This is a genomic window from Haloglomus salinum (assembly GCF_024298825.1).
Classification (GTDB): domain Archaea; phylum Halobacteriota; class Halobacteria; order Halobacteriales; family Haloarculaceae; genus Haloglomus; species Haloglomus salinum.
On sequence record NZ_CP101153.1, the window covers coordinates 3,951,238 to 3,968,645 of the forward strand.

At 68.9% G+C, this 17,408-nt stretch carries 18 protein-coding genes, 1 tRNA gene and 1 pseudogene; 9 read left to right on the top strand and 11 right to left on the bottom strand.

What is annotated here, in order from left to right; all coding sequences use genetic code 11:
• Positions 1-52 precede the first annotated feature (52 nt).
• Positions 53-2,824: a PAS domain S-box protein gene (locus tag NL115_RS19340; protein WP_254830960.1), complete on the top strand. Its 2,772-nt coding sequence runs from the start codon at positions 53-55 to the stop codon at positions 2,822-2,824.
• A gap of 29 nt (positions 2,825-2,853) precedes the next feature.
• On the opposite strand, the gene NL115_RS19345 is transcribed toward NL115_RS19340, so the two are convergent.
• Both NL115_RS19345 and NL115_RS19350 read right to left on the bottom strand, forming a co-directional pair.
• Complete coding sequence (locus NL115_RS19345; protein ID WP_254830961.1) at positions 2,854-3,855, bottom strand: oxidoreductase; 1,002 nt, start codon at positions 3,853-3,855, stop codon at positions 2,854-2,856.
• 67 nt (positions 3,856-3,922) lie between these two features.
• The gene (locus NL115_RS19350) at positions 3,923-4,324 is read right to left on the bottom strand and encodes an NUDIX domain-containing protein (protein ID WP_254830962.1); all 402 of its coding nucleotides are present in this window, start codon (positions 4,322-4,324) and stop codon (positions 3,923-3,925) included.
• Positions 4,325-4,510: 186 nt separating this feature from the next.
• On the opposite strand from NL115_RS19350, the gene NL115_RS19355 reads away from it, so the two are divergent.
• Together NL115_RS19355 and NL115_RS19360 are read left to right on the top strand one after the other, a co-directional pair.
• Positions 4,511-5,374: an alpha/beta fold hydrolase gene (locus NL115_RS19355; protein ID WP_254830963.1), complete on the top strand. Its 864-nt coding sequence runs from the start codon at positions 4,511-4,513 to the stop codon at positions 5,372-5,374.
• Between the two features lie 117 nt (positions 5,375-5,491).
• The gene (locus tag NL115_RS19360) at positions 5,492-5,953 is read left to right on the top strand and encodes a hypothetical protein (protein WP_254830964.1); all 462 of its coding nucleotides are present in this window, start codon (positions 5,492-5,494) and stop codon (positions 5,951-5,953) included.
• A 31-nt stretch (positions 5,954-5,984) separates the two neighbouring features.
• On the opposite strand, the gene trxA is transcribed toward NL115_RS19360, so the two are convergent.
• Entirely contained in the window at positions 5,985-6,413 is a 429-nt protein-coding gene (trxA, locus tag NL115_RS19365) for a thioredoxin (RefSeq protein ID WP_254830965.1), read from the bottom strand.
• A gap of 152 nt (positions 6,414-6,565) precedes the next feature.
• Between trxA and NL115_RS19370 the strand changes: the two are divergent.
• Both NL115_RS19370 and NL115_RS19375 read left to right on the top strand, forming a co-directional pair.
• Positions 6,566-7,489, top strand: a pseudogene (locus NL115_RS19370) (formate/nitrite transporter family protein); the annotation flags it as partial.
• Positions 7,490-7,608: 119 nt separating this feature from the next.
• Positions 7,609-7,914: a PRC-barrel domain-containing protein gene (locus tag NL115_RS19375; RefSeq protein ID WP_254822530.1), complete on the top strand. Its 306-nt coding sequence runs from the start codon at positions 7,609-7,611 to the stop codon at positions 7,912-7,914.
• Between the two features lie 27 nt (positions 7,915-7,941).
• On the opposite strand, the gene NL115_RS19380 is transcribed toward NL115_RS19375, so the two are convergent.
• A complete protein-coding gene (locus NL115_RS19380; RefSeq protein WP_254830967.1) occupies positions 7,942-9,411 on the bottom strand; it encodes a DHH family phosphoesterase in 1,470 nt (489 codons plus the stop codon).
• Between the two features lie 186 nt (positions 9,412-9,597).
• Here NL115_RS19380 and NL115_RS19385 point away from each other — a divergent pair.
• Positions 9,598-9,671 (top strand) — tRNA-Lys (locus tag NL115_RS19385).
• Positions 9,672-10,122: 451 nt separating this feature from the next.
• On the opposite strand, the gene NL115_RS20660 is transcribed toward NL115_RS19385, so the two are convergent.
• Positions 10,123-10,248: a hypothetical protein gene (locus NL115_RS20660; RefSeq protein WP_286667318.1), complete on the bottom strand. Its 126-nt coding sequence runs from the start codon at positions 10,246-10,248 to the stop codon at positions 10,123-10,125.
• Positions 10,249-10,398: 150 nt separating this feature from the next.
• Positions 10,399-10,833 (bottom strand): hypothetical protein, encoded by a 435-nt coding sequence (locus NL115_RS19390; protein WP_254830968.1) that lies wholly within the window; start codon positions 10,831-10,833, stop codon positions 10,399-10,401.
• Between the two features lie 121 nt (positions 10,834-10,954).
• On the opposite strand from NL115_RS19390, the gene NL115_RS19395 reads away from it, so the two are divergent.
• Together NL115_RS19395 and NL115_RS19400 are read left to right on the top strand one after the other, a co-directional pair.
• Positions 10,955-11,296, top strand: coding sequence for an ArsR/SmtB family transcription factor (locus tag NL115_RS19395; RefSeq protein WP_254830969.1), 342 nt, complete (start codon positions 10,955-10,957; stop codon positions 11,294-11,296).
• A gap of 2 nt (positions 11,297-11,298) precedes the next feature.
• Complete coding sequence (locus NL115_RS19400; RefSeq protein WP_254830970.1) at positions 11,299-11,616, top strand: DUF7521 family protein; 318 nt, start codon at positions 11,299-11,301, stop codon at positions 11,614-11,616.
• 39 nt (positions 11,617-11,655) lie between these two features.
• On the opposite strand, the gene NL115_RS19405 is transcribed toward NL115_RS19400, so the two are convergent.
• From NL115_RS19405 to NL115_RS19420, 4 genes are all read right to left on the bottom strand, one after another.
• Entirely contained in the window at positions 11,656-11,844 is a 189-nt protein-coding gene (locus NL115_RS19405; RefSeq protein ID WP_254830971.1) for a hypothetical protein, read from the bottom strand.
• A gap of 250 nt (positions 11,845-12,094) precedes the next feature.
• On the bottom strand, positions 12,095-13,582 hold the full coding sequence (gene guaB / locus NL115_RS19410; RefSeq protein WP_254830972.1) for an IMP dehydrogenase: 1,488 nt from the start codon (positions 13,580-13,582) through the stop codon (positions 12,095-12,097).
• A gap of 114 nt (positions 13,583-13,696) precedes the next feature.
• Complete coding sequence (locus tag NL115_RS19415) at positions 13,697-14,602, bottom strand: MBL fold metallo-hydrolase (protein ID WP_254830973.1); 906 nt, start codon at positions 14,600-14,602, stop codon at positions 13,697-13,699.
• 72 nt (positions 14,603-14,674) lie between these two features.
• The gene (locus NL115_RS19420; RefSeq protein ID WP_254830974.1) at positions 14,675-15,685 is read right to left on the bottom strand and encodes a DUF7064 domain-containing protein; all 1,011 of its coding nucleotides are present in this window, start codon (positions 15,683-15,685) and stop codon (positions 14,675-14,677) included.
• 59 nt (positions 15,686-15,744) lie between these two features.
• Between NL115_RS19420 and NL115_RS19425 the strand changes: the two genes are divergently transcribed.
• Positions 15,745-16,884, top strand: coding sequence for a phosphotransferase family protein (locus NL115_RS19425; RefSeq protein ID WP_254830975.1), 1,140 nt, complete (start codon positions 15,745-15,747; stop codon positions 16,882-16,884).
• Positions 16,885-16,890: 6 nt separating this feature from the next.
• Here the strand turns inward: NL115_RS19425 and NL115_RS19430 are convergent, their stop codons facing one another.
• On the bottom strand, positions 16,891-17,277 hold the full coding sequence (locus NL115_RS19430; RefSeq protein WP_254830976.1) for a DUF7522 family protein: 387 nt from the start codon (positions 17,275-17,277) through the stop codon (positions 16,891-16,893).
• Positions 17,278-17,408 lie beyond the last annotated feature (131 nt).

The following is a 17,408-nucleotide window of genomic DNA, read 5'->3' on the forward strand; positions in this document are numbered from 1 at the left end:
AGTCAGAACACTTTAGCGTTCATAGCGCCTCCTCGAACGCACTAACAACACGATGGTACCCCCCAACGACGAGACGGTCAATTCGGGGGACCAGGCAGCCGACGACGATGCAGGGGAGGGGCGGGTGGCGGACCTTCGGCGGAGCCACGAGGCGTTGCAGGAGCTGTACCTGGTCACAGCGGAACCCGGGCTGGACGAGACGGAACGAATCAAGCGGATGCTCGACATCGGCCGTCGCCGGCTGGATGTCTCTAACGCGTACCTCTCGATCATCGACCCGGAGACGGACGACTACGACGTGGAACTCGCCGTGGGCCCCGGGGTCATCGAGTCCGGCCAGTCGTTCCGCTTCTCGACGACGTACTGCCGCGAGACGGTCGAATCCGACGAACCCCAACTGATTCCCGATCTCGATAACTCCATCTGGGACGGCACGCCTACCCACGAGACACACGGACTCTCCTGCTACGTCGGGGGGCGCGTGACGGTCGATGGTGTGCTGTACGGCACGGTCTGTTTCAGTGGTGACGAGCCCCGCGAGTCGTTCACGGAGGACGAGCGGACGCTGGTGAAGCTGCTGGTGGAGTGGATCGGCGACCGCCTGGAGGAGCGCCATCTCCGGGAGACGGTCGAACAGCAGCGCCGGGCGATCGAGGCCGCCGACAGTGCCATCGCCATCACCGACGCCGATGTCGACGGGAAGCGGCCACTGACGTACGTGAACCGCGGGTTCGAGAAGCTGACGGGCTACGACCGGGACGCCGTACTCGGCCGGGATTGTCGATTCCTGCAGGGCCCCGAGACGGACCCCGAGCGAACCGCCGAACTGGCTCGGACACTGGACGCGGGTGACCACGTCCAGATGGTCCTCCGGAACTACCGGGCCGACGGGACGCCGTTCTGGAACGAGCTCGAGGTGACACCCGTCCACGAGGACGGGGAGGTGGTCCGCTACATCGGTACCCAGCGCGACGTGACCGAGCGTGTCGAACGGCAGGAGACCGTGACGGCACTGCTGGAGCGGACCCGCTCGCTGCTGGCCGCCGGAACCCGCGACGAGGTCGCCACGGCCGCGGCACGGGCGGTCGAGGAGGTCCTGGGATACGACTGCCTCATCCGGCTCTACGACGAGGAGACCGAGCAGCTCGTCCCCGTCGCCGGGACCGGAACCGAGCCGACGGCGGTCGAACCCGTCGCCGTCGGGCAGAGTCTCTCCGGGCAGGCGTACGAGCGGGGAACGACGCTCGGCTTCGACCGCGAGCTGTTCGAACCGGGCGGCTACGGCCATCAGGCCGACGCGACCGACGGGCTGGTCATCCCACTGGGCGAGCACGGGACGCTGGGACTGGAGACCGAGGGGGCCCGGACGGGTAACTTCGAGCGACGGATCGCCGAGATCCTGTCGGAGAGCGTCCAGGCAGCACTCGAGCAGGCGTCCCAGCGCGACCGGCTCCGGCTCTACGAGACCGTCATCGAGCAGGGGAGCGAGATGGCGGCGGTCGTCGGCGGGGACCTGCGGGTGGAACTCGTGAGCGACTCGCTGGCGCGGTACCTCGGCGTCGACCCCGACGACATCGTCGGGCGGGAGATCGATGAGCTGCTGCCGGCGGCCGACCTCGCGGAGATGGTCGCAACGACCGAGAACGCCGCTCCGAGCGAACCGGGGCGGTTCGAGACGACTGTCACCGTCGACGGGGAGTCCCGGCCCGTCGAGCTGGAGGTGTCGCTGGGGGAGGACGGCGACCCGCCGTTCGTCGCGGTGGTACGGGATATCTCGGAACTGGCCGAGACCCGGGGGGCGCTGTCCCGGGAGCGCGACCGCTTCACCTCCCTGTTCACCCACATCCCGGACCCCGTCAACGAGGTCCGGTTCGAGGACGGCGAGCCGATAATCTGCCGGTGTAACGAGCCGTTCGCCGACGCGTTCGGCGGCGGCCGCCCCCCCGAGGCCCTGGTCGGGCTCCCGGCCAACGACCTGGTGCTCGATGACGAGGACGAGACGGGGCGGCGCATCGACGAGCAGGTCCGCGAGGGCCGACCCGTCACCGAGGAGATCCGTCGTCGGACCGCCGATGGTCCCCGGGAGTTCCTCTTCCGTGCGGTCCCCTACGAGACGCCCGAGGGGTTGCGGGCGTTCGCGACGTACACCGACGTGACCGAACAACAGCGCCGGCAGCGCCGTATCGAGGTCCTCAACCGTGTCCTCCGGCACAACGTCCGCAATCAGATCAGCATCGCGAACGGCAACGCCAACCTCCTCGACGAACGGGTCGACGACCCCGACCTGGCGCCCATCATCGACGGGCTCGTCTCCTCCACGGAGAACGTCCTCTCGATGAGCGAGAAGGCCCGCGAGGCCGCGCGGGCGCTCGCCCACGACCGGACGACCGGCACCTCACCGGACACCGTCGTGGGGAACGTCGTCGAGGAGTTCCGGTCGGACTGGCCCGACGAGACCATCACGCTCGACACGACCTCCGAGCCGGCACCGGTCGCCGGTCCGGACCGGCTGCAACCCGTGGTATCGAACCTCGTCGAGAACGCCCTCGAACACAACGCGCCGGGCGTGCGGGTCCGGGTCGGCCTCGACGTGGTCGGGGACCGGCTGGAACTCCGTATCGCCGACGACGGCCCCGGTATCCCCGAGCTGGAGCGGTCGCTCATCGCCGGGGACCAGGAGATAACCCAGCTCCACCACGGGAACGGCATCGGGCTGTGGGCGGTCCGGTGGATACTCGACGCGATGGGCGGCGAGGTCCGCTTCGAGGACGAGGACGGCTGGCACGCGGTGGTCATCTCGGTGCCGCTCGCGGACGACGCGTGAGAGCGGGAGCACGCCACGCGAGCGGGTCCTCAGTCGTCGGCAGCGGTGTCGGATTCGCCCTCGCCCGGCGTGTCCCCCGTCCGACGAGGGGCCGGCAGGTCGTAGCCCACGCCGGTCTGTGCCTCGGAGACGGACCAGAGCCGGTAGGCGGTGCCCACCTCGTAGGACCGCTTCGAGGAGCGCTGTCGGTCGGGGGCGCCGCGCATGTTCGCGAGGCCGCCCGGGCCGTAGTACTCGCCGCCGGACGCGTCGGGCATCGTCGCGGCGTACAGAAGAGGGAGCACGCCCTGCTCGGCCGGCTGGGCCAGCACCGCGTTGGCGAGTTTCATCCCGACCGTGCGGAGCGTCGAGCCCATCATCTCGGGGCCGCGGCGCTGGAGGTCCGTCGCGGCGTAGCCCGGGTGCGCGGCCAGGCTCTCGACGGGCGCGTCGGCGGCCTGGAGCCGCCGGTCGAGCTCGTACGCGAACAGCAGGTTGGCGAGTTTCGACTGCGCGTAGGCATCCCACCTGTCGTAGGAGCGCTCGCCGTGGAGGTCGTCGAAGTCGATGCGGCCGCGCTCGTGGATGCCACTGGACATCGTGACCACGCGGGCGGGGGCCTCCTCGGCGCCCGACTCCCGGAGCGGATCGAGCAGGTGGCCCGTGAGCGCGAAGTGGCCGAGGTGGTTGACGCCGAACTGTGTCTCGAACCCGTCGGTCGTCTCGCGCCGCGGAATCGCCATCACGCCGGCGTTGTTGCAGAGGACGTGCAGGTCGTCGAACGCATCGGTGAACGCGTCGGCGAACGTCCGAACCGAGTCCAGGTCCGCGAGGTCCAGTTCCAGCACCGTCAGCGAGCCGTCCGGGTCCTCGGCCTCGATGTCGGCCTTCGCGTCGCGGGCCTTCGCCTCGGACCGGCAGGCCAGCACCACGTCGGCGCCCCTCGCGGCGAACGTGCGGGCTGCTTCCTTCCCGAGGCCCGTGTTCGCGCCCGTCACGACGACGGTCCGCCCCGTCTGGTCCGGCATCTCCGCGGTCGTCCACTGACTCATATCGGAGGGAACGCCCGGACGCGTTATCAACTTCCCCCGCGAGTGCGGACCGCCACGAACCCACCGGTCACGGCGGGCTGACGGCGTCGCGGAGAATCCGCGCGTGGTCGAATCCCATCGCGGGCGGGTCGTCGGGGTCGAAGGTGTCCACCCGCCGGGCCTCCTCGCGAGCAGCCGGTTCGCCCTCGCCGGCCGGCACACAGAGGTAGGCCGCGGAGACGTTCCCGCGGCCGTCCCGCCCGGGCGCGTCGTAGAGCCCGACGAGCGAGACGGGCCGCACGTCCAGCCCCACCTCCTCGCGTGCCTCACGGGCACAGGCCGCCCGGGCGCGCTCGCCCCGCTCGACCATCCCGCCGGGAAACACCCAGTCGCCCTCGTGCGGTGGGTGGTCGCGTTCGAGGAGGACGACGCCGCCGTCCGTGAGTATCACCGCGTCCGTCGCCAGCGCACGCAGGTCGCTCGGGTCCATATCAGGTTGGTCCCGCGCGAACCACCTGAATCCGGCCACCGTCGATGAAAACCACACATTTAGAATTTATAAGCAGTATAGATATTCAAGTTAACGAATAAATCAATTAGATTGGAGACAGCACGATAATCTTGCGCCACCCACTCGACTCCAACGGTCAAGTGCCCCCGGGCCGAGTCACCGGTCGTGACGATTCGTGACGAGCGGGTCGAGGCGGCGGGAGTGGGCATCCACTACCTCCGGGTAGACCCGGCCGAGCACGACGGCGGCCCACCCGTCGTCCTGTTGCACGGGGGTATCGTGGACTCGGCGCGACTCTCGTGGGGCGGTATCATCGAGCCGCTGGCGGCCGAACTCGGCCGGCCAGTACTCGCGCCCGACCTGGCGGGCTACGGCGACAGCGACCGGCCCGTGGCGGCCTACTCGACGGCCTACCACGTCGAGGTCGTCCGGGGCTTCCTCGACGCGCTGGGCCTCTCGCGGGTCGACCTGTGTGGGCTGTCGCTGGGGGGCGGCGTGGCGCTGGGCCTGGCGCTGGCCGACGACCGTGTCGAGCGGCTGGTCGCCATCGACAGCTTCGGACTGGGGACCGAGCTATCGAGCGGCCGGCTGACGTGGGCGCTCGCCCAGGTCCCTCTGTGCAACCGGCTGTCGCTCGCCGTGCTCGCGCGGTCGCGCCGACTGGCGCGGGCGAGCCTCGGGAACATCGTCGTCGACCCGGGCGCCCTCCCGGACGAGGTCGCCGAGACGCTGTTCGACCTCCTCCAGCGGGAGGACCCGGGGCACCCGTTCCGGCAGTGGCGGTCGGCCGAGGTGACCAGACAGGGGTACGCGACCTCGTACGTCCCACTCCTGCCGGAGCTCCAGCAGCCCGCGCTGTTCCTGCACGGCGCCGCGGACGAGGTGTTCCCGCCGGCGTGGTCCGAGCAAGCGGCCGACCTCGCCCCCGACGGCGAGTGCGTGGTGCTGGACGCCTGTGCACACTGGCCGCCGCGCGAACGACCCGACGCCGTCATCGAACACGTAGCGCGGTTCCTCGGCGAAGCGTGAGCTGTCGCGGCAGGGAATCAGGCATCCGCGTCCGGCACATCTTCCCCGACCGAGCGCGATCGCCGGCGGATGTCGCCCGCCCCCATGAATGAAGGACGCGCTGACGAAAGTGCGGATATGGCCCTCCACCTCCGTGACGTGCTCCTCGGGAACACGACCACTCGACGGCGCCGATACGCGTCCGTCGCGCTGCCGCCGGTCCTGTTCGTACTGACGTTCGCGGCGTATGCTCTCGACGTGTTCCAGGTCTCGGGCGGGGTCGTGTTCCTCGCCGCCCACGCCGCGCTCGTCGGTATCGTCGGCGCCGCCTGGGTCGGCTACCGGCGCGCCGGCCTGGTCGTGGCCTGGGTGACCACGTACGCCGCGTTGCTCGGGCAGAGCGCCGACCACTACCTCCTCAGTCAGTCGCCGAGCCACTCGTTGGCAGACCGGGCGGCGGCGTTCCTCCAGCCGGATGGACTCGTGTTCCTGGGCGTCGAGGCGCTCGTCCTCGGTACGCTGGCATACCTCCTCGGTGCGCTCTGTGAGCGGGGTATGTCGCGCATCGCGGCGGGCGCGACGTCCCCGGACGGAAGCTGACGGGCGCGGTCCGCACACTCCGCGAGAGTCCCTACGCCGCCCGGATGGCGCTCACGTACGTGTTCTTGTCCTTGACGCCGACCCACTCCTGTGCGGGTTCGCCGTCGCGGAACAGGTACACCGTCGGAACACCCCGGACGCCGTAGCGCTGCGCGAGTCGCTGGTTCGCGTCGATGTCTATCTTGATGACCGTGGCGTCCTCCTCGGCGGCGATCTCCTCGATGGTCGGTGCGAGCATCTTGCAGGGGCCACACCAGTCGGCGTAGAAGTCCGCGAGCACCACGTCGTGCTCGGTGAGGACGGACTCGAGGTGGTCGGCGCCGTCGATGTGGATGGGGTCCGTTGCCCCGCCGTCGGTGACCGTTCCCTCGTCGCCGCCCGTCTGCGAGAGCAGTTCCTCCCGTTTCTGTTCGCGGATGGCCTCCAGTTCCTCGTCGTTCCCGTCGTTCGGTTCGCTCATAGGCTGGCTATGGGACTCGAGAGATTAAGAGCCTCGGGGTCGTGCCCGGGGCTCGCATCGGCGCAGCCACGTCCCCAGCCGGGTCACGGCGAAGGGTGTCAACCACTGCCGGAGCGCCATCGTTTTTCCGGGCGCGCCGCAACGCCGCGGCGATGAGCGACGACTCGTCAGGCCAGGAGTCGGTCCGCGACGCCATCGAGCAGTCCCAGCACGGCGCCCCGGCGGCCGGGGCGGTCCTCCGCGACCAGTTCGAGACTCACGAGGTGTTCCAGCGGATCGTGGCCGCGGCGGACGAGGAGGCGACGACAGGGCTTCGCGAGCTCTACTTCAGCGGGCTCGCCGCCGGCTTCTCCATCACCATCACCTTCCTGCTGTACGCCTCGCTCGCCGCCGCGACCGACCGGACCCCGCTGCTGGAGGCCGCGCTCTACCCGCTGGGGTTCGTCTTCATCATCATCGGCGGCTACCAGCTCTACACGGAGAACACGCTCCCACCCGTGGTGCTGGTGCTGGAGCGGCTGATGAGCCTCCCCCGGCTGCTCCTCATCTGGGGGGTCGTCCTGCTGGGCAACTTCACCGGGGGCGGGCTGGGGGCGCTCGTGCTGGCGCGGACGGACGTGCTGTCACCCGAGGTCGGCCGTGCGGCCGCATCCCTCGCCGGGAAGGGGTTCGAGACATCGTTCTCGAGCCTGTTCTTCAAGGCCGCCTTCGCGGGCCTCATCGTCGCGGGCGTCGTCTGGTTGGTGTACGCCGTCACCGATAGCCTGGCCCGAATCGTCATCGTCTACCTCTCCTTCCTCGCCATCCCGACGGCGGACCTGTTCCACGTGGTCGTCTCGTTCACCGAGGTCGTGTATCTGGTCCTCGCCGCCGACGCGAGCCTGCTGGCCGGACTCGGCGGGTTCGTCCTGCCCGTGCTGCTGGGCAATACCGTCGGCGGCGTGGTGCTGGTGACGGTCGTGAACTACTTCCAGACTACCGACGAGCGACTCGACATCGCGCGCCGGGACGGCGCCGAGCGACGGCTCACGCCCAGGGAGTGGATCCTCGGGAGTGACGGTCGGTCGTACGTCCCCGAGCATCCGGACCGGGAGGACTGACCGGTGTGCTCGGCGGGGGAGACCGTCGGACCCCGGACTGACGGGCGTCTGACGCGCGGGGAAGCTTGATAATCGGGGACTGCAACGGCCCGTCCATGACCGAGGAACCCCAGGAGATAACGACGCTGGTCGGTCGCGAGGTCTACTCGAACAACGGTGTCTTCGTCGGGCAGGTCGAGGACCTGCGCCTCGACGTCGACAGCCGGTCCGTGACGGGGCTGGCGCTCACCCAGCTCAACCGGGAGCTGTTCAACGAGGAGGTCAACGGGAGCCGCGGTGTCATCCTGCCGTACCGCTGGGTTCGGTCGGTCGGTGATGTCATCCTCGTGAACAGCATCGTCGAGCGGATGCACGGCACGAACGAGGAGGAGGAGCCGCTGGCCGTGGCCGGGTCGGCCTGATTCCGTCACCGGCGCGGAGCGCGTCGTTCAGGTTCCGTTCGAGGACTCGCCGCCGCTTCCCCCCTCGACCTCCACATCGACGCCCATCGCCTCGAACAGCTTCGTCTTCACCGCCTGCTCGGTCAGGTTCAACAGCGTCTCCCGGTTCCCACTGCTCCCCTCCAGCCCCGTGAAGATGCCCAGCGGAATCTCCGCCGTGGCGTCCGTCGAGTGCCCGCGCGCCTCGCCGATACCCCCGAAGGCGTCCTCCAGCACGCTGCCGATGTTCATCCGGATGTCCTTCGAGCGTGCCGCGAGGTGGATAGTGTCGTCCGTGACGGCGAAGACGGCCGTCGTCGTGATGCCCTCCAGGTTGAGGAGCTGCTGGGCGGCCTGCGAGACGGCGGTCTTGTCGCGGATGAAGCCTGCGTTCGAGACGAGGTGCGAGCCCTGCACGTCGCGGTTCCGGATGGCCTCGGCCAGCACGTCGAGCGTCTCCGGCGACAGCGAGGGCGACTCCACCTGTTCGAGCGTATCGTGGTTGGCGAACGGGTAGAGGTACGCCGCCGCGGTGAGGTCCGCGGGCGTCGTGTCGCGCTTGAAGTCCAGCGTCTCCTCCCGGATGCCGTACAGCAGTGCCGTGGCCACCTCCTCGCTCAGGTTGAGGTCGAACTCCTGGATGTACTTCGTCAGGATGGTCGAGGTCGAGGAGACGTTGGGCCGGATGTCGGCGAACTCGGCCTCGTACTCCAGCTCCGGCTCGAAGTGGTCGATGAGGATGTCCGGCTGGCGCTCCAGTTCGTACTCCGTGACACGGGCGTAGTCGACCAGCGCGAGCGTGTCGTACGACGCGAGCTCGTCGTCGGCCAGCGGCGCGAGGTCGATACCCAGGAGGTTGACGAACGCGCGGTTCTCCTGGTGACCGATCTCGCCCTCGTAGCGGATCTCGGCCTCGACACCGAGCGACTCGGCGATGGCCTTCAGCGCGACGGCGCTGGCGATGGAGTCGGGGTCCGGCGAGCGGTGTGCCAGGATGACGAGGCGTTCGCCCTCGCTCAGCACCTCCGCGAGCCGTTCGGCCCGATGCTCGAGTTCGCCGGTCTCCAGCGCCCGGAGTGCCGAATCGGCGATGACCTCGGAGGGGTTGATGACCACGTCGACGCCGAGTTCCGTGAGTTCGTCGGCCGTGACGGGGTCGGACGCCCGGACGACGATGAACTGGTCGTCACCCCGGGCCCGGATGTTCTCGACAGCGGCCTTGTTCGCCGACACGTCCGAGGACATGATGAGGATGACATCGCGGTCGCCGATGGCGTCGGCCACCTCCGGCTCCGCGATGTCGGCGGTGCGTGCGTCGAGGTCCTGGTCGCGCAGCGCCTCGACGCGCCCTTCGTCGTTGTCGAGGATGAGGACGTCCTTCCCTTCGGACTCCAGTTCCTCGGCCACGGCGTGGCCCACGCTCCCGCACCCGAGGATAGCGTAGGTCGACATCGAGGCCATCGAGACGGCGCTGCTCATACTGGCAGGGACTGCGGCGGCAGACTACAAAAACCCCGGCTTCCCGTTCCAGACGGAATGTGTGACGGTGTCACGGACGAGACCGGCCGACACCACCGGGCTGGGCGGCCGTTGTCGGCGGGCCGTGACGCGGGAGGGATGGGGAAACGCAACCCTTTAGCGTCACACCTCGCTACCCGTCTGTGAGGGCTGATAGCTCAGCCAGGCAGAGCGTCTGGCTCTTAACCAGACGGTCGAGGGTTCAAATCCCTCTCAGCCCGTGATTCTGCGACGAACGAACGTGAGGAGCGAATCTCGACGTGAGAGGTATTTGAACCCCGCAAGTCGCGCGCAGCGAACACAGTGAGCGAGCACGTCTTGCTCCGGTTCACAATCCCTCTCAGCCCGCTCGATTTTCCGACAGAGAGGAGCCAACTCGACCAGCCTGTCGCCCGGCGGTTTCCATAGCCCCCGAGGTGGTCCCATGACGGCTGACTCCCCCCACGTCGTGCGCGAGTACGACGAACGCGACCACGGCGCCCTGGTCGGGAACTACGAGTGTCCTGGGAACCCCTGCGTGCATCTGTGCACCCTGCGGGCTGTGGATATCGGGCGCGAATCTGCACATCGAACGAGCCGGGTCATGTGCAGAATCTGGGTTGCCGGAGAACGGGACGCGCGACCCCACGCGGTCACGCCGAACCCGTCTTCCACGGGGTTACTCCGACTCAATCAGTATTCGGTGATGTAGTAGTACATCGCGAACGCCAGGAGACCCACCATGACCGCCAGCAGGACACGGCCCGCAAAGCTCCCGAGCATCTGGAAGAGCTGGTCACCGGCAGATTGCAGTATCATACCCCCAGAACGCTGTTGGTGAACAAAATACCTGTCCCGGATGTAAGTCCGACTCTCCATCAAAACCCGGACACAATCAAGGACCGGCGAAGTTCTTGAGATATTCACCATCACACCAGCAAGCGTGAACTGGGCGGAATCCACCGATAGTCAGTTCGCGCTCGCCACCTCCTCCCTGAGCGTGCCGACCACGTCGAAGCCCGTCCCGGCGACCGCACCGCCCACGACCCCGACAGCGACGATACAACTCGCAAACAGCACGGCCAGGCCGACCTCCTGCCAGGGGGCGAGCAGCCCCGGCGCGGCGGTGTTGATGCCGACGTGGATGCCGTTCCGGTGGTAGCCGATGGGGTCGAACGCGCCCGCGCTGGCGAGGTAGACCACTGCGGTCCACGGGAGCGCGCCGACCAGACCGGCCACCGCGCCGGCGAGGCCGCCGTCGAGGGGGCGCTCGCAGCCGTGGCCGGCGGTCCAGCCCCCGAGTACGGCGCCGAGGCCGGTGGGGAGGGTCACCAGGACGACGATACTACCGAGCAGCGTCTTGCCGGCTCGCGTGGCGAGCCGGGGGAGGGTCTCTCGGGACATTCCATCCGGGACCACAGGAGCCAGGGTAGAGGGCCTGTTCCCTGGCTTCAGCCGCTGAAGCCAGGCACAACTCCGACACCGACCGAACAGTTATGCGGATGCGTGGAGTCGCTTCACGACCGTGTCGGGGGCGCCGGACGCCGCGGAGGTCGCGGATCTGCTCGCAGACGACTGCGCGCGACGGATCCTCGTCGAGACGAAGGGGGAGGCCCGCTCGGCCGCAGAGTTGAGCGACCGGACGGGCGTCTCGGAGCCGACGGTGTATCGACGGCTCGAACGGCTCCGGGAACACGACCTCGTCAGCGAGGAGCTCAGGCCGGTCCCCAACGGCAAGAACTACCGCGTCTACCGGGCCGAACCCGACGGTATCGAGTTCGACCTCGAACCGGATGGGTTCACGGTCGCGGTCGCGCACAGCGAGCGGATGGCCGACCGGTTCACGCGGTTCGTGGAGGAGATGTGACGATGTACGCACTACCACTCCAGTCGTTCGACCTCGAGACGCTCGCCCTCGCCCGGCAGGCCAGCGAGGCACTCTCGGTGCTGCTCGGGCTGGCCATCGCCTACATCGCCTATCGTGGATACCGCCGGAACGGGAGCCGACCGATGCTGTTCGTCGCCGTCGGATTCACCCTCGTCCTCGGCGTCCCGGCGCTGCTCACCGTGGCGCTGTATCTGCTACTGTCGGTGCCGCTCCCGTTCGTCAACGCCCTCGCGCAGGGCTGCGAGCTGCTGGGCCTGGGTGCCATCCTCTACGGGCTCTGGACGCCGGGTGCGTCCTGAGATACCACCGCTCGGTCGCCTCCCGGGCCTCAGGGATGGTCAATCGCTCGCCCGTAGCTCGACGACCCGCCCTCGCGACTCGGGCTCTGCAGTCCGTGTCGGCAGCGTTGCGGTCACGACCTCGTGCTCCGCGTGGGCCTCGAAGAAGCTCGCACGGCCGGCGACATCGTCGGCGATCTGCTCGGCGGGACAGGTCCGGCATACACAGTGGAACAGTTCATCGGACATGGCTCCACCATCGGGGGAAGCGGGCATGAAGGTATTTACCAATGCTGCACTGCTGAATTTACGTTCAGCCGGAGCGGATAGAGCACTCTCCGCCGTTCGAGGCCATCAGTGGTCGGTTCTCGCCCCACAGGCCGGATGCCGGCGGCCGGACTCGACCCGCGAGAGAGGCGGCATCCTCCGGTGGTTTATGCCTCGGCGGTCCGGATAGCGAGCGACTCGCGGCAGAAGGGGTTCTCGTTCGAGGCGGGCGCTACTCGTTCTGCGGCGAGTAGTTCGGCGCCTCGTCGGTGATCATCACGTCGTGAGGGTGGCCCTCGGTCTGTCCGGCCGCGGAGACGCGGACGAACTCCGAGCGCTCCTTGAACTCGGGGATGGTCTCGGCACCGACGTAGCCCATGCCGGACTGCATCCCGCCGACGAGCTGGTGGAGCTCGTCCGCGAGCGGGCCCTTGTACGGGGTCGCGGCCTCGACACCCTCGGGGACGTACTCCTCGTCCTCCTCGTCGTCCTTGAGGTAGCGGTCGCCACCGCCGGACTGCATCGCGCCGACGGACCCCATCCCGCGGTACTGCTTGTAGCGCTTGCCGTTCATCGTGATGACCCGACCCGGCGCCTCGTCGGTGCCCGCGAAGTACGAGCCCAGCATGACGGCGTCGGCGCCCGCGGCGATGGCCTTGATGGCGTCGCCGGAGTAGCGGATGCCACCGTCGGCGATGACCGGCACGCCCGCGGGGGCGGCCACGTCGGCGACCTCCGCGACGGCCGTAATCTGGGGCATCCCGGCACCTGTCACGACACGGGTCGTACAGATGGAGCCGGGGCCGATGCCGACCTTGACGCCGTCGGCGAAGTCGACGACGGCCTCGGCGGCCTCGCGGGTGCCGATGTTCCCGACGACCACGTCCGCCTCGACCTCGTTCTTGATGGAGCGGGCGCTGTCGATGACGTTCGCGTTGTGCGCGTGGGCACAGTCGATGAACAGCACGTCGGCGCCGGCGTCGTCGGCCGCGGTCGCCCGGTCCTCCTCGAACGGACCGACGGCGACACCGACACGGAGGCCGCCCTGCTCGTCGTGGACGGCGTTGTCGTACTCCCGGCGGGCGAGGATGCCCTGCATCGTGACCAGGCCCGTGAGGCGGTCGTCCTCGTCGACGACGGGGACGCGCTCGATCTTGTGCTCGTACATGAGCTCGAGCCCCTCGCGGGCGCTGACACCCTCCTGAGCGGTGACGACCTCGTCGGTCATCGCCTCGCGGACGGCATCGGTCTCGCCGACCTCGAGGAACGGCCGGATGTCGGTCGCGGAGATGATGCCCAGGACGCGGTCGTCCTCGTCGACGACCGGCGCGCCGGAGACGCCCTCGCGACTCATCATCGCGTCGACCTCGCTGACGGTCTGGTCCGGCTCCGCGGTCACGACATCACGGATGACCAGTTCGTCGGCACGCTTGACGCGCTCGACGTGCTCGACCGTCTCCTCGATGTCCATGTTGCGGTGGAGGACGCCGATGCCGCCCTGCCGGGCCATCTCGATGGCGAGGTCGGCCTCGGTGACGGTGTCCATCGCGGCCGAGAGAACGGGGATGTTGAGGTCGACGGACTTCGAGACGCTCGTCCGGGTGTCGGCCTCGTCGGGCTCGACACGGCTCTCCTTCGGGCGCAGGAGGACGTCGTCGAAGGTCAGCGCCTCCGGTACACGAAGCTTCTCCGAGAACGGCTGTGGAGCGTCGTTCGCCATGTCAACGGTGCGGTGTGGCCGCCCAAAAACGTTGTGCGACCCGTCGAGCCACGGGAGAGGTGGGCACACCACGGGCCCCCACACGGGGGCGGCAGCCGACACCGTTCCGGTCGCTCAGCGCGAGACCTCGATGCCGTCCCCCTCGACCGCCACCGAACACTCGCCACGCTCCTCGAGGTGGCGGGCGTACTCGTAGACGACCATCGTGAGGAAGCCGACGGCGGCGCCCTCCGCCCCCAGCACATCGCTGGCGAACTCGCGGGCGAAGAAGCCGCCGCGGTCGTCGAGCCAGTTCAGCAGTCGGGACTCCGTCCGCTCGGCGTTCTCCAGGCAGTCGTCGATACGCTCGCGGGGATTCTCCATCGGCGGCCCGTGCATCGGGACCAGCCGGTCCGCCTCCAGCGCCCGCAGCCGCCGGAGCGAGCGCTTGTACTCCCCGATATCGCAGTACAGCGGCGCGTACATGAAGTGACCGTTCTCGGAGACGATGTCGCCGGGGAGGCAGGTGCCCGAGGGCTCGTGCCAGAACGAGGCGTGCTGGCCGGAGTGGCCCGGCGTCGAGAGTACGTCCAGTTCGTACTCGCCCAGCCGGACCGTGTCGCCGTCGGCGAGGACGCGTTCGAACTCGATGCGCTCCTCGTGGTACTCCCGGTCGACCGGGAAGTAGCTGTCCCACATCGAGTCCGTCGCGCCCAGACCGGCACAGAGGCGAGTCATGTCCGCGCGTGCCTCCAGGAGGTACTCACGGTAGTCGTGGACGATGAACGGAACGCCCTCGATGGCGACGTGGGGGAGGGCAGCCAGTTCGTCGAGGGCCTGCGAGCCGCCGACGTGGTCGATGTGGGGGTGTGTGAGGACGACGCGCTCGACGCCGCCCAGCCGGTCGGGGTCGGCGAGCGCCTCGGCGAGGGCGTCGGCCGACCGGACGTGGCCGGTGTCGACGAGCGTGTCGCCGACGCGGAGGACGTTCACGCTCGGGCCCCAGGTGGGTTGCGGGAACTCGAACCGCTGGATATCCATGGCGTCTCCAGTCCCGGGAGGGACTAATCGCTTGCCGTGACCGGGGCGTGGAGCGAGCCGTGGCGACAGCGCTCAGTCCGTGCCGAGCTGCGTCATGTTCTCCAGCCACCCGCGCCCGGCGACAGAGCCGTCCTTCGTCTGTTCGAACGGCGAGCGGTTCAGCACCGCGCGGTGGCCCGTCTCCTCGTCGGTCCAGTCGACGGGCGTCGTCGCGCCCGGGTCGACGGCGAGGTCGGCGCTCCCGCCGTCCCAGTGGAGCGTGAGGTCGATAGCTGGCGCCGCGCCGTCGTCCATCCACGCCTCTCCGGTCTCGGCGCCGAATGCCGGGTCCGCCGAGAGGTCGGCGTCCGTGATGGCGTGGACCTCGTCCCCGTCGAACCAGAAGCCGTTGGTGATGACCGGGTCCATCTCGCTGGGGCCGTAGCCCGCGCCCCACGCCGAGAGGTGATTGTACGCCGTCCCGTCGTCGAACGAGCCCGAGATCCAGAGCCACTCGCCGTCGGTCCAGTCGCGCCGGCCCCACGAGTGGTCGCGCTCGCCCGGCCCCTCGAGCGCGACCGTCCGCGGGTCGTCCCCGTCCGTGCCGATGCGGGCCTCCCCCTCGACGTCGGTCGCGACCTCGTAGCGGTCCTCGTCCTCGCCACCGGGCCAGTCGGCGCCGCCCGAGTAGCGGAACGGCTCGTGCCGGGCGCGGGTGACGAGTTCGACCTCGACCTCGACGGGGTCGCCCTCACCCGCGACGACCTCGCCCGCCCCCTCGCAGCGGGCGGCAGTCCCGGCGAAGGAGACGCGCCAGTCCCGGCCCACCTCCAGAGGCACCATCTCGAACGAGAGGTCCGGGGCGTCCACCGTCAGCCCGTGGACGTGGTCGAGGTCGACCGCGTCGTCGCGGAGGCGGTAGACGGTGGCGTCCGGGCCTGTCCCCTCCAGCAGATAGGCGAACACGTTGGCGGCGTCGCGGTTGGGATAGAAGCCGATGCGGGCGTGTGCGGCCACATCGTCACCGACGACGTCGAGGTAGTGGCTCTCGGACCAGAACTCGCCGCCGCCGGGCGCGTGGAAGAACTCGTGTCGTGCGTCCATGTGCCGTCTGGCGGTGGACACGGGATAACGTTTACCACGGCGGCACCCCGCGGGAAGTCATGGACATCGAGGCACACGCGGAGCGGGTCGGGGACGGGACGGCGCTCGCGGCGGAGCTGGAGTCGGCGTTCGGGCCGGCCGAGTCGGTGGTCGTCCGCGAACTCCCCGGCGGGAACGCCAACGACACGCTGCTCGTCGAATGGGACGACGCGGAGTACGTCGTCCGCGTCCCGCCCACTTCGACGCCGGCGCCGGAGATGCTCGCCGACGTGGGCCGGGAGTACGCCGCGCTCGGCGCGGTAGCGGACACCGAGGTACCGGCTCCTCGGCTCCTGCACCGCTGCCGCGACGCATCGGTCGTCGGCGACGAGTTCTTCGTGATGGAACTGCTCGACGGCGAGGTCATCGAGGACCGCGTCCCGGAGCGGTTCGATTCGCCGGCCGCACGGGAGCGCATCGTCGACGAGACGACCGACGCGCTCGCGGCGCTCCACGACGTGCCCGTACCGGACGAGTTCGACGCGGACCCCGACACGCCGGAGGCGTACCTGGAGCGGGAACTGCGGACCTTCCGCGACCAGCTGGCGTGGGCCGAGGAGCGTACGACGGAGGAACGGCGAGTGGATGGCCTCCACGACCTCGCGGACCGGCTCGAGGACCGGCTTCCCGAGCGCCCCGCGGACGCGACGGCGTTCGTCCACGGCGACTACAAGCCTGACAACCTCATGTTCGCTCCCGGCGACGCGGCCGACCTCGTCGGCGTCCTGGACTGGGAGATGGCCGCCCGGGGCGACCCACTGGCCGACGTGGGCTGGTTACTCTCGTACTGGGAGCAGGAGTCCGACCCCTCCATCATGACCGACGAGGTGCGTGAACGCTATGGCGACCACAACTACTTCGAGATGCTCCGCGTGTTCGTCGAGGACTACTCGGGCTTCACCAGCCATCCGGACTCGCCCGGGCGAGGCCACATCGTCGACCGCTACGAGGAACGGGCGGGCCGTGAGTACCGCCACGACGAGTTCTACCGCGCGCTCGGGACGCTGAAGCTGGGTGTCATCACAGAGGGGTTCTTCCGGGCCCACCTGGACGACTCGCCGAACGCGAAGCCGACGTATCCCGTGATGCGGATGGTCCCGTTCGTGCTGGCCGAGCAGGGGCGACAGATTCTGGACGGCGAGGTTCCGCTCCGGGAGTGAAACCGTCTACTCCTCTTCGAGAATCGACCCGACGGCGGTGGCGACCTCGTCGAAATCACGGAGCGTGAGGCCGTCGGTGGTCAGGAACACGCCCTCGTCGGCGGTCGTGATCCGACACAGGAACCCGTTCTCGAAGACCCGGATGGTGTATTCGTAATCTCCCAGTTCGGAGCCGCGGTACGCGGTGTTGGCCTGGAAGCCGAGGCTCTCGTGCTCGACGAACCCGGACAGGTCCGCGTCGGAGTCGAGGTCCGAGCGGAGGTACAGCTGCCTGAACTCGTCGGGCGTGAAGTACGTGACCGACCGGACCTGGTCACCCACGGTCGTCCGACAGGCGCTCACCAGTTCCGATGCCCGTGTTCCGTCTATCAGGTCACCCTCGTGTAACGACATCCTGCATCACCTACCTTGTCTATTGTTCTCACTGGACATATTTCTGTCTGCAATCCAGGGCGGGAAGCGACCGCTGTCGAGCCGGTTCTCGGACGCTGCGGGCTACAGACAGACGACAACCCCCCTACGCT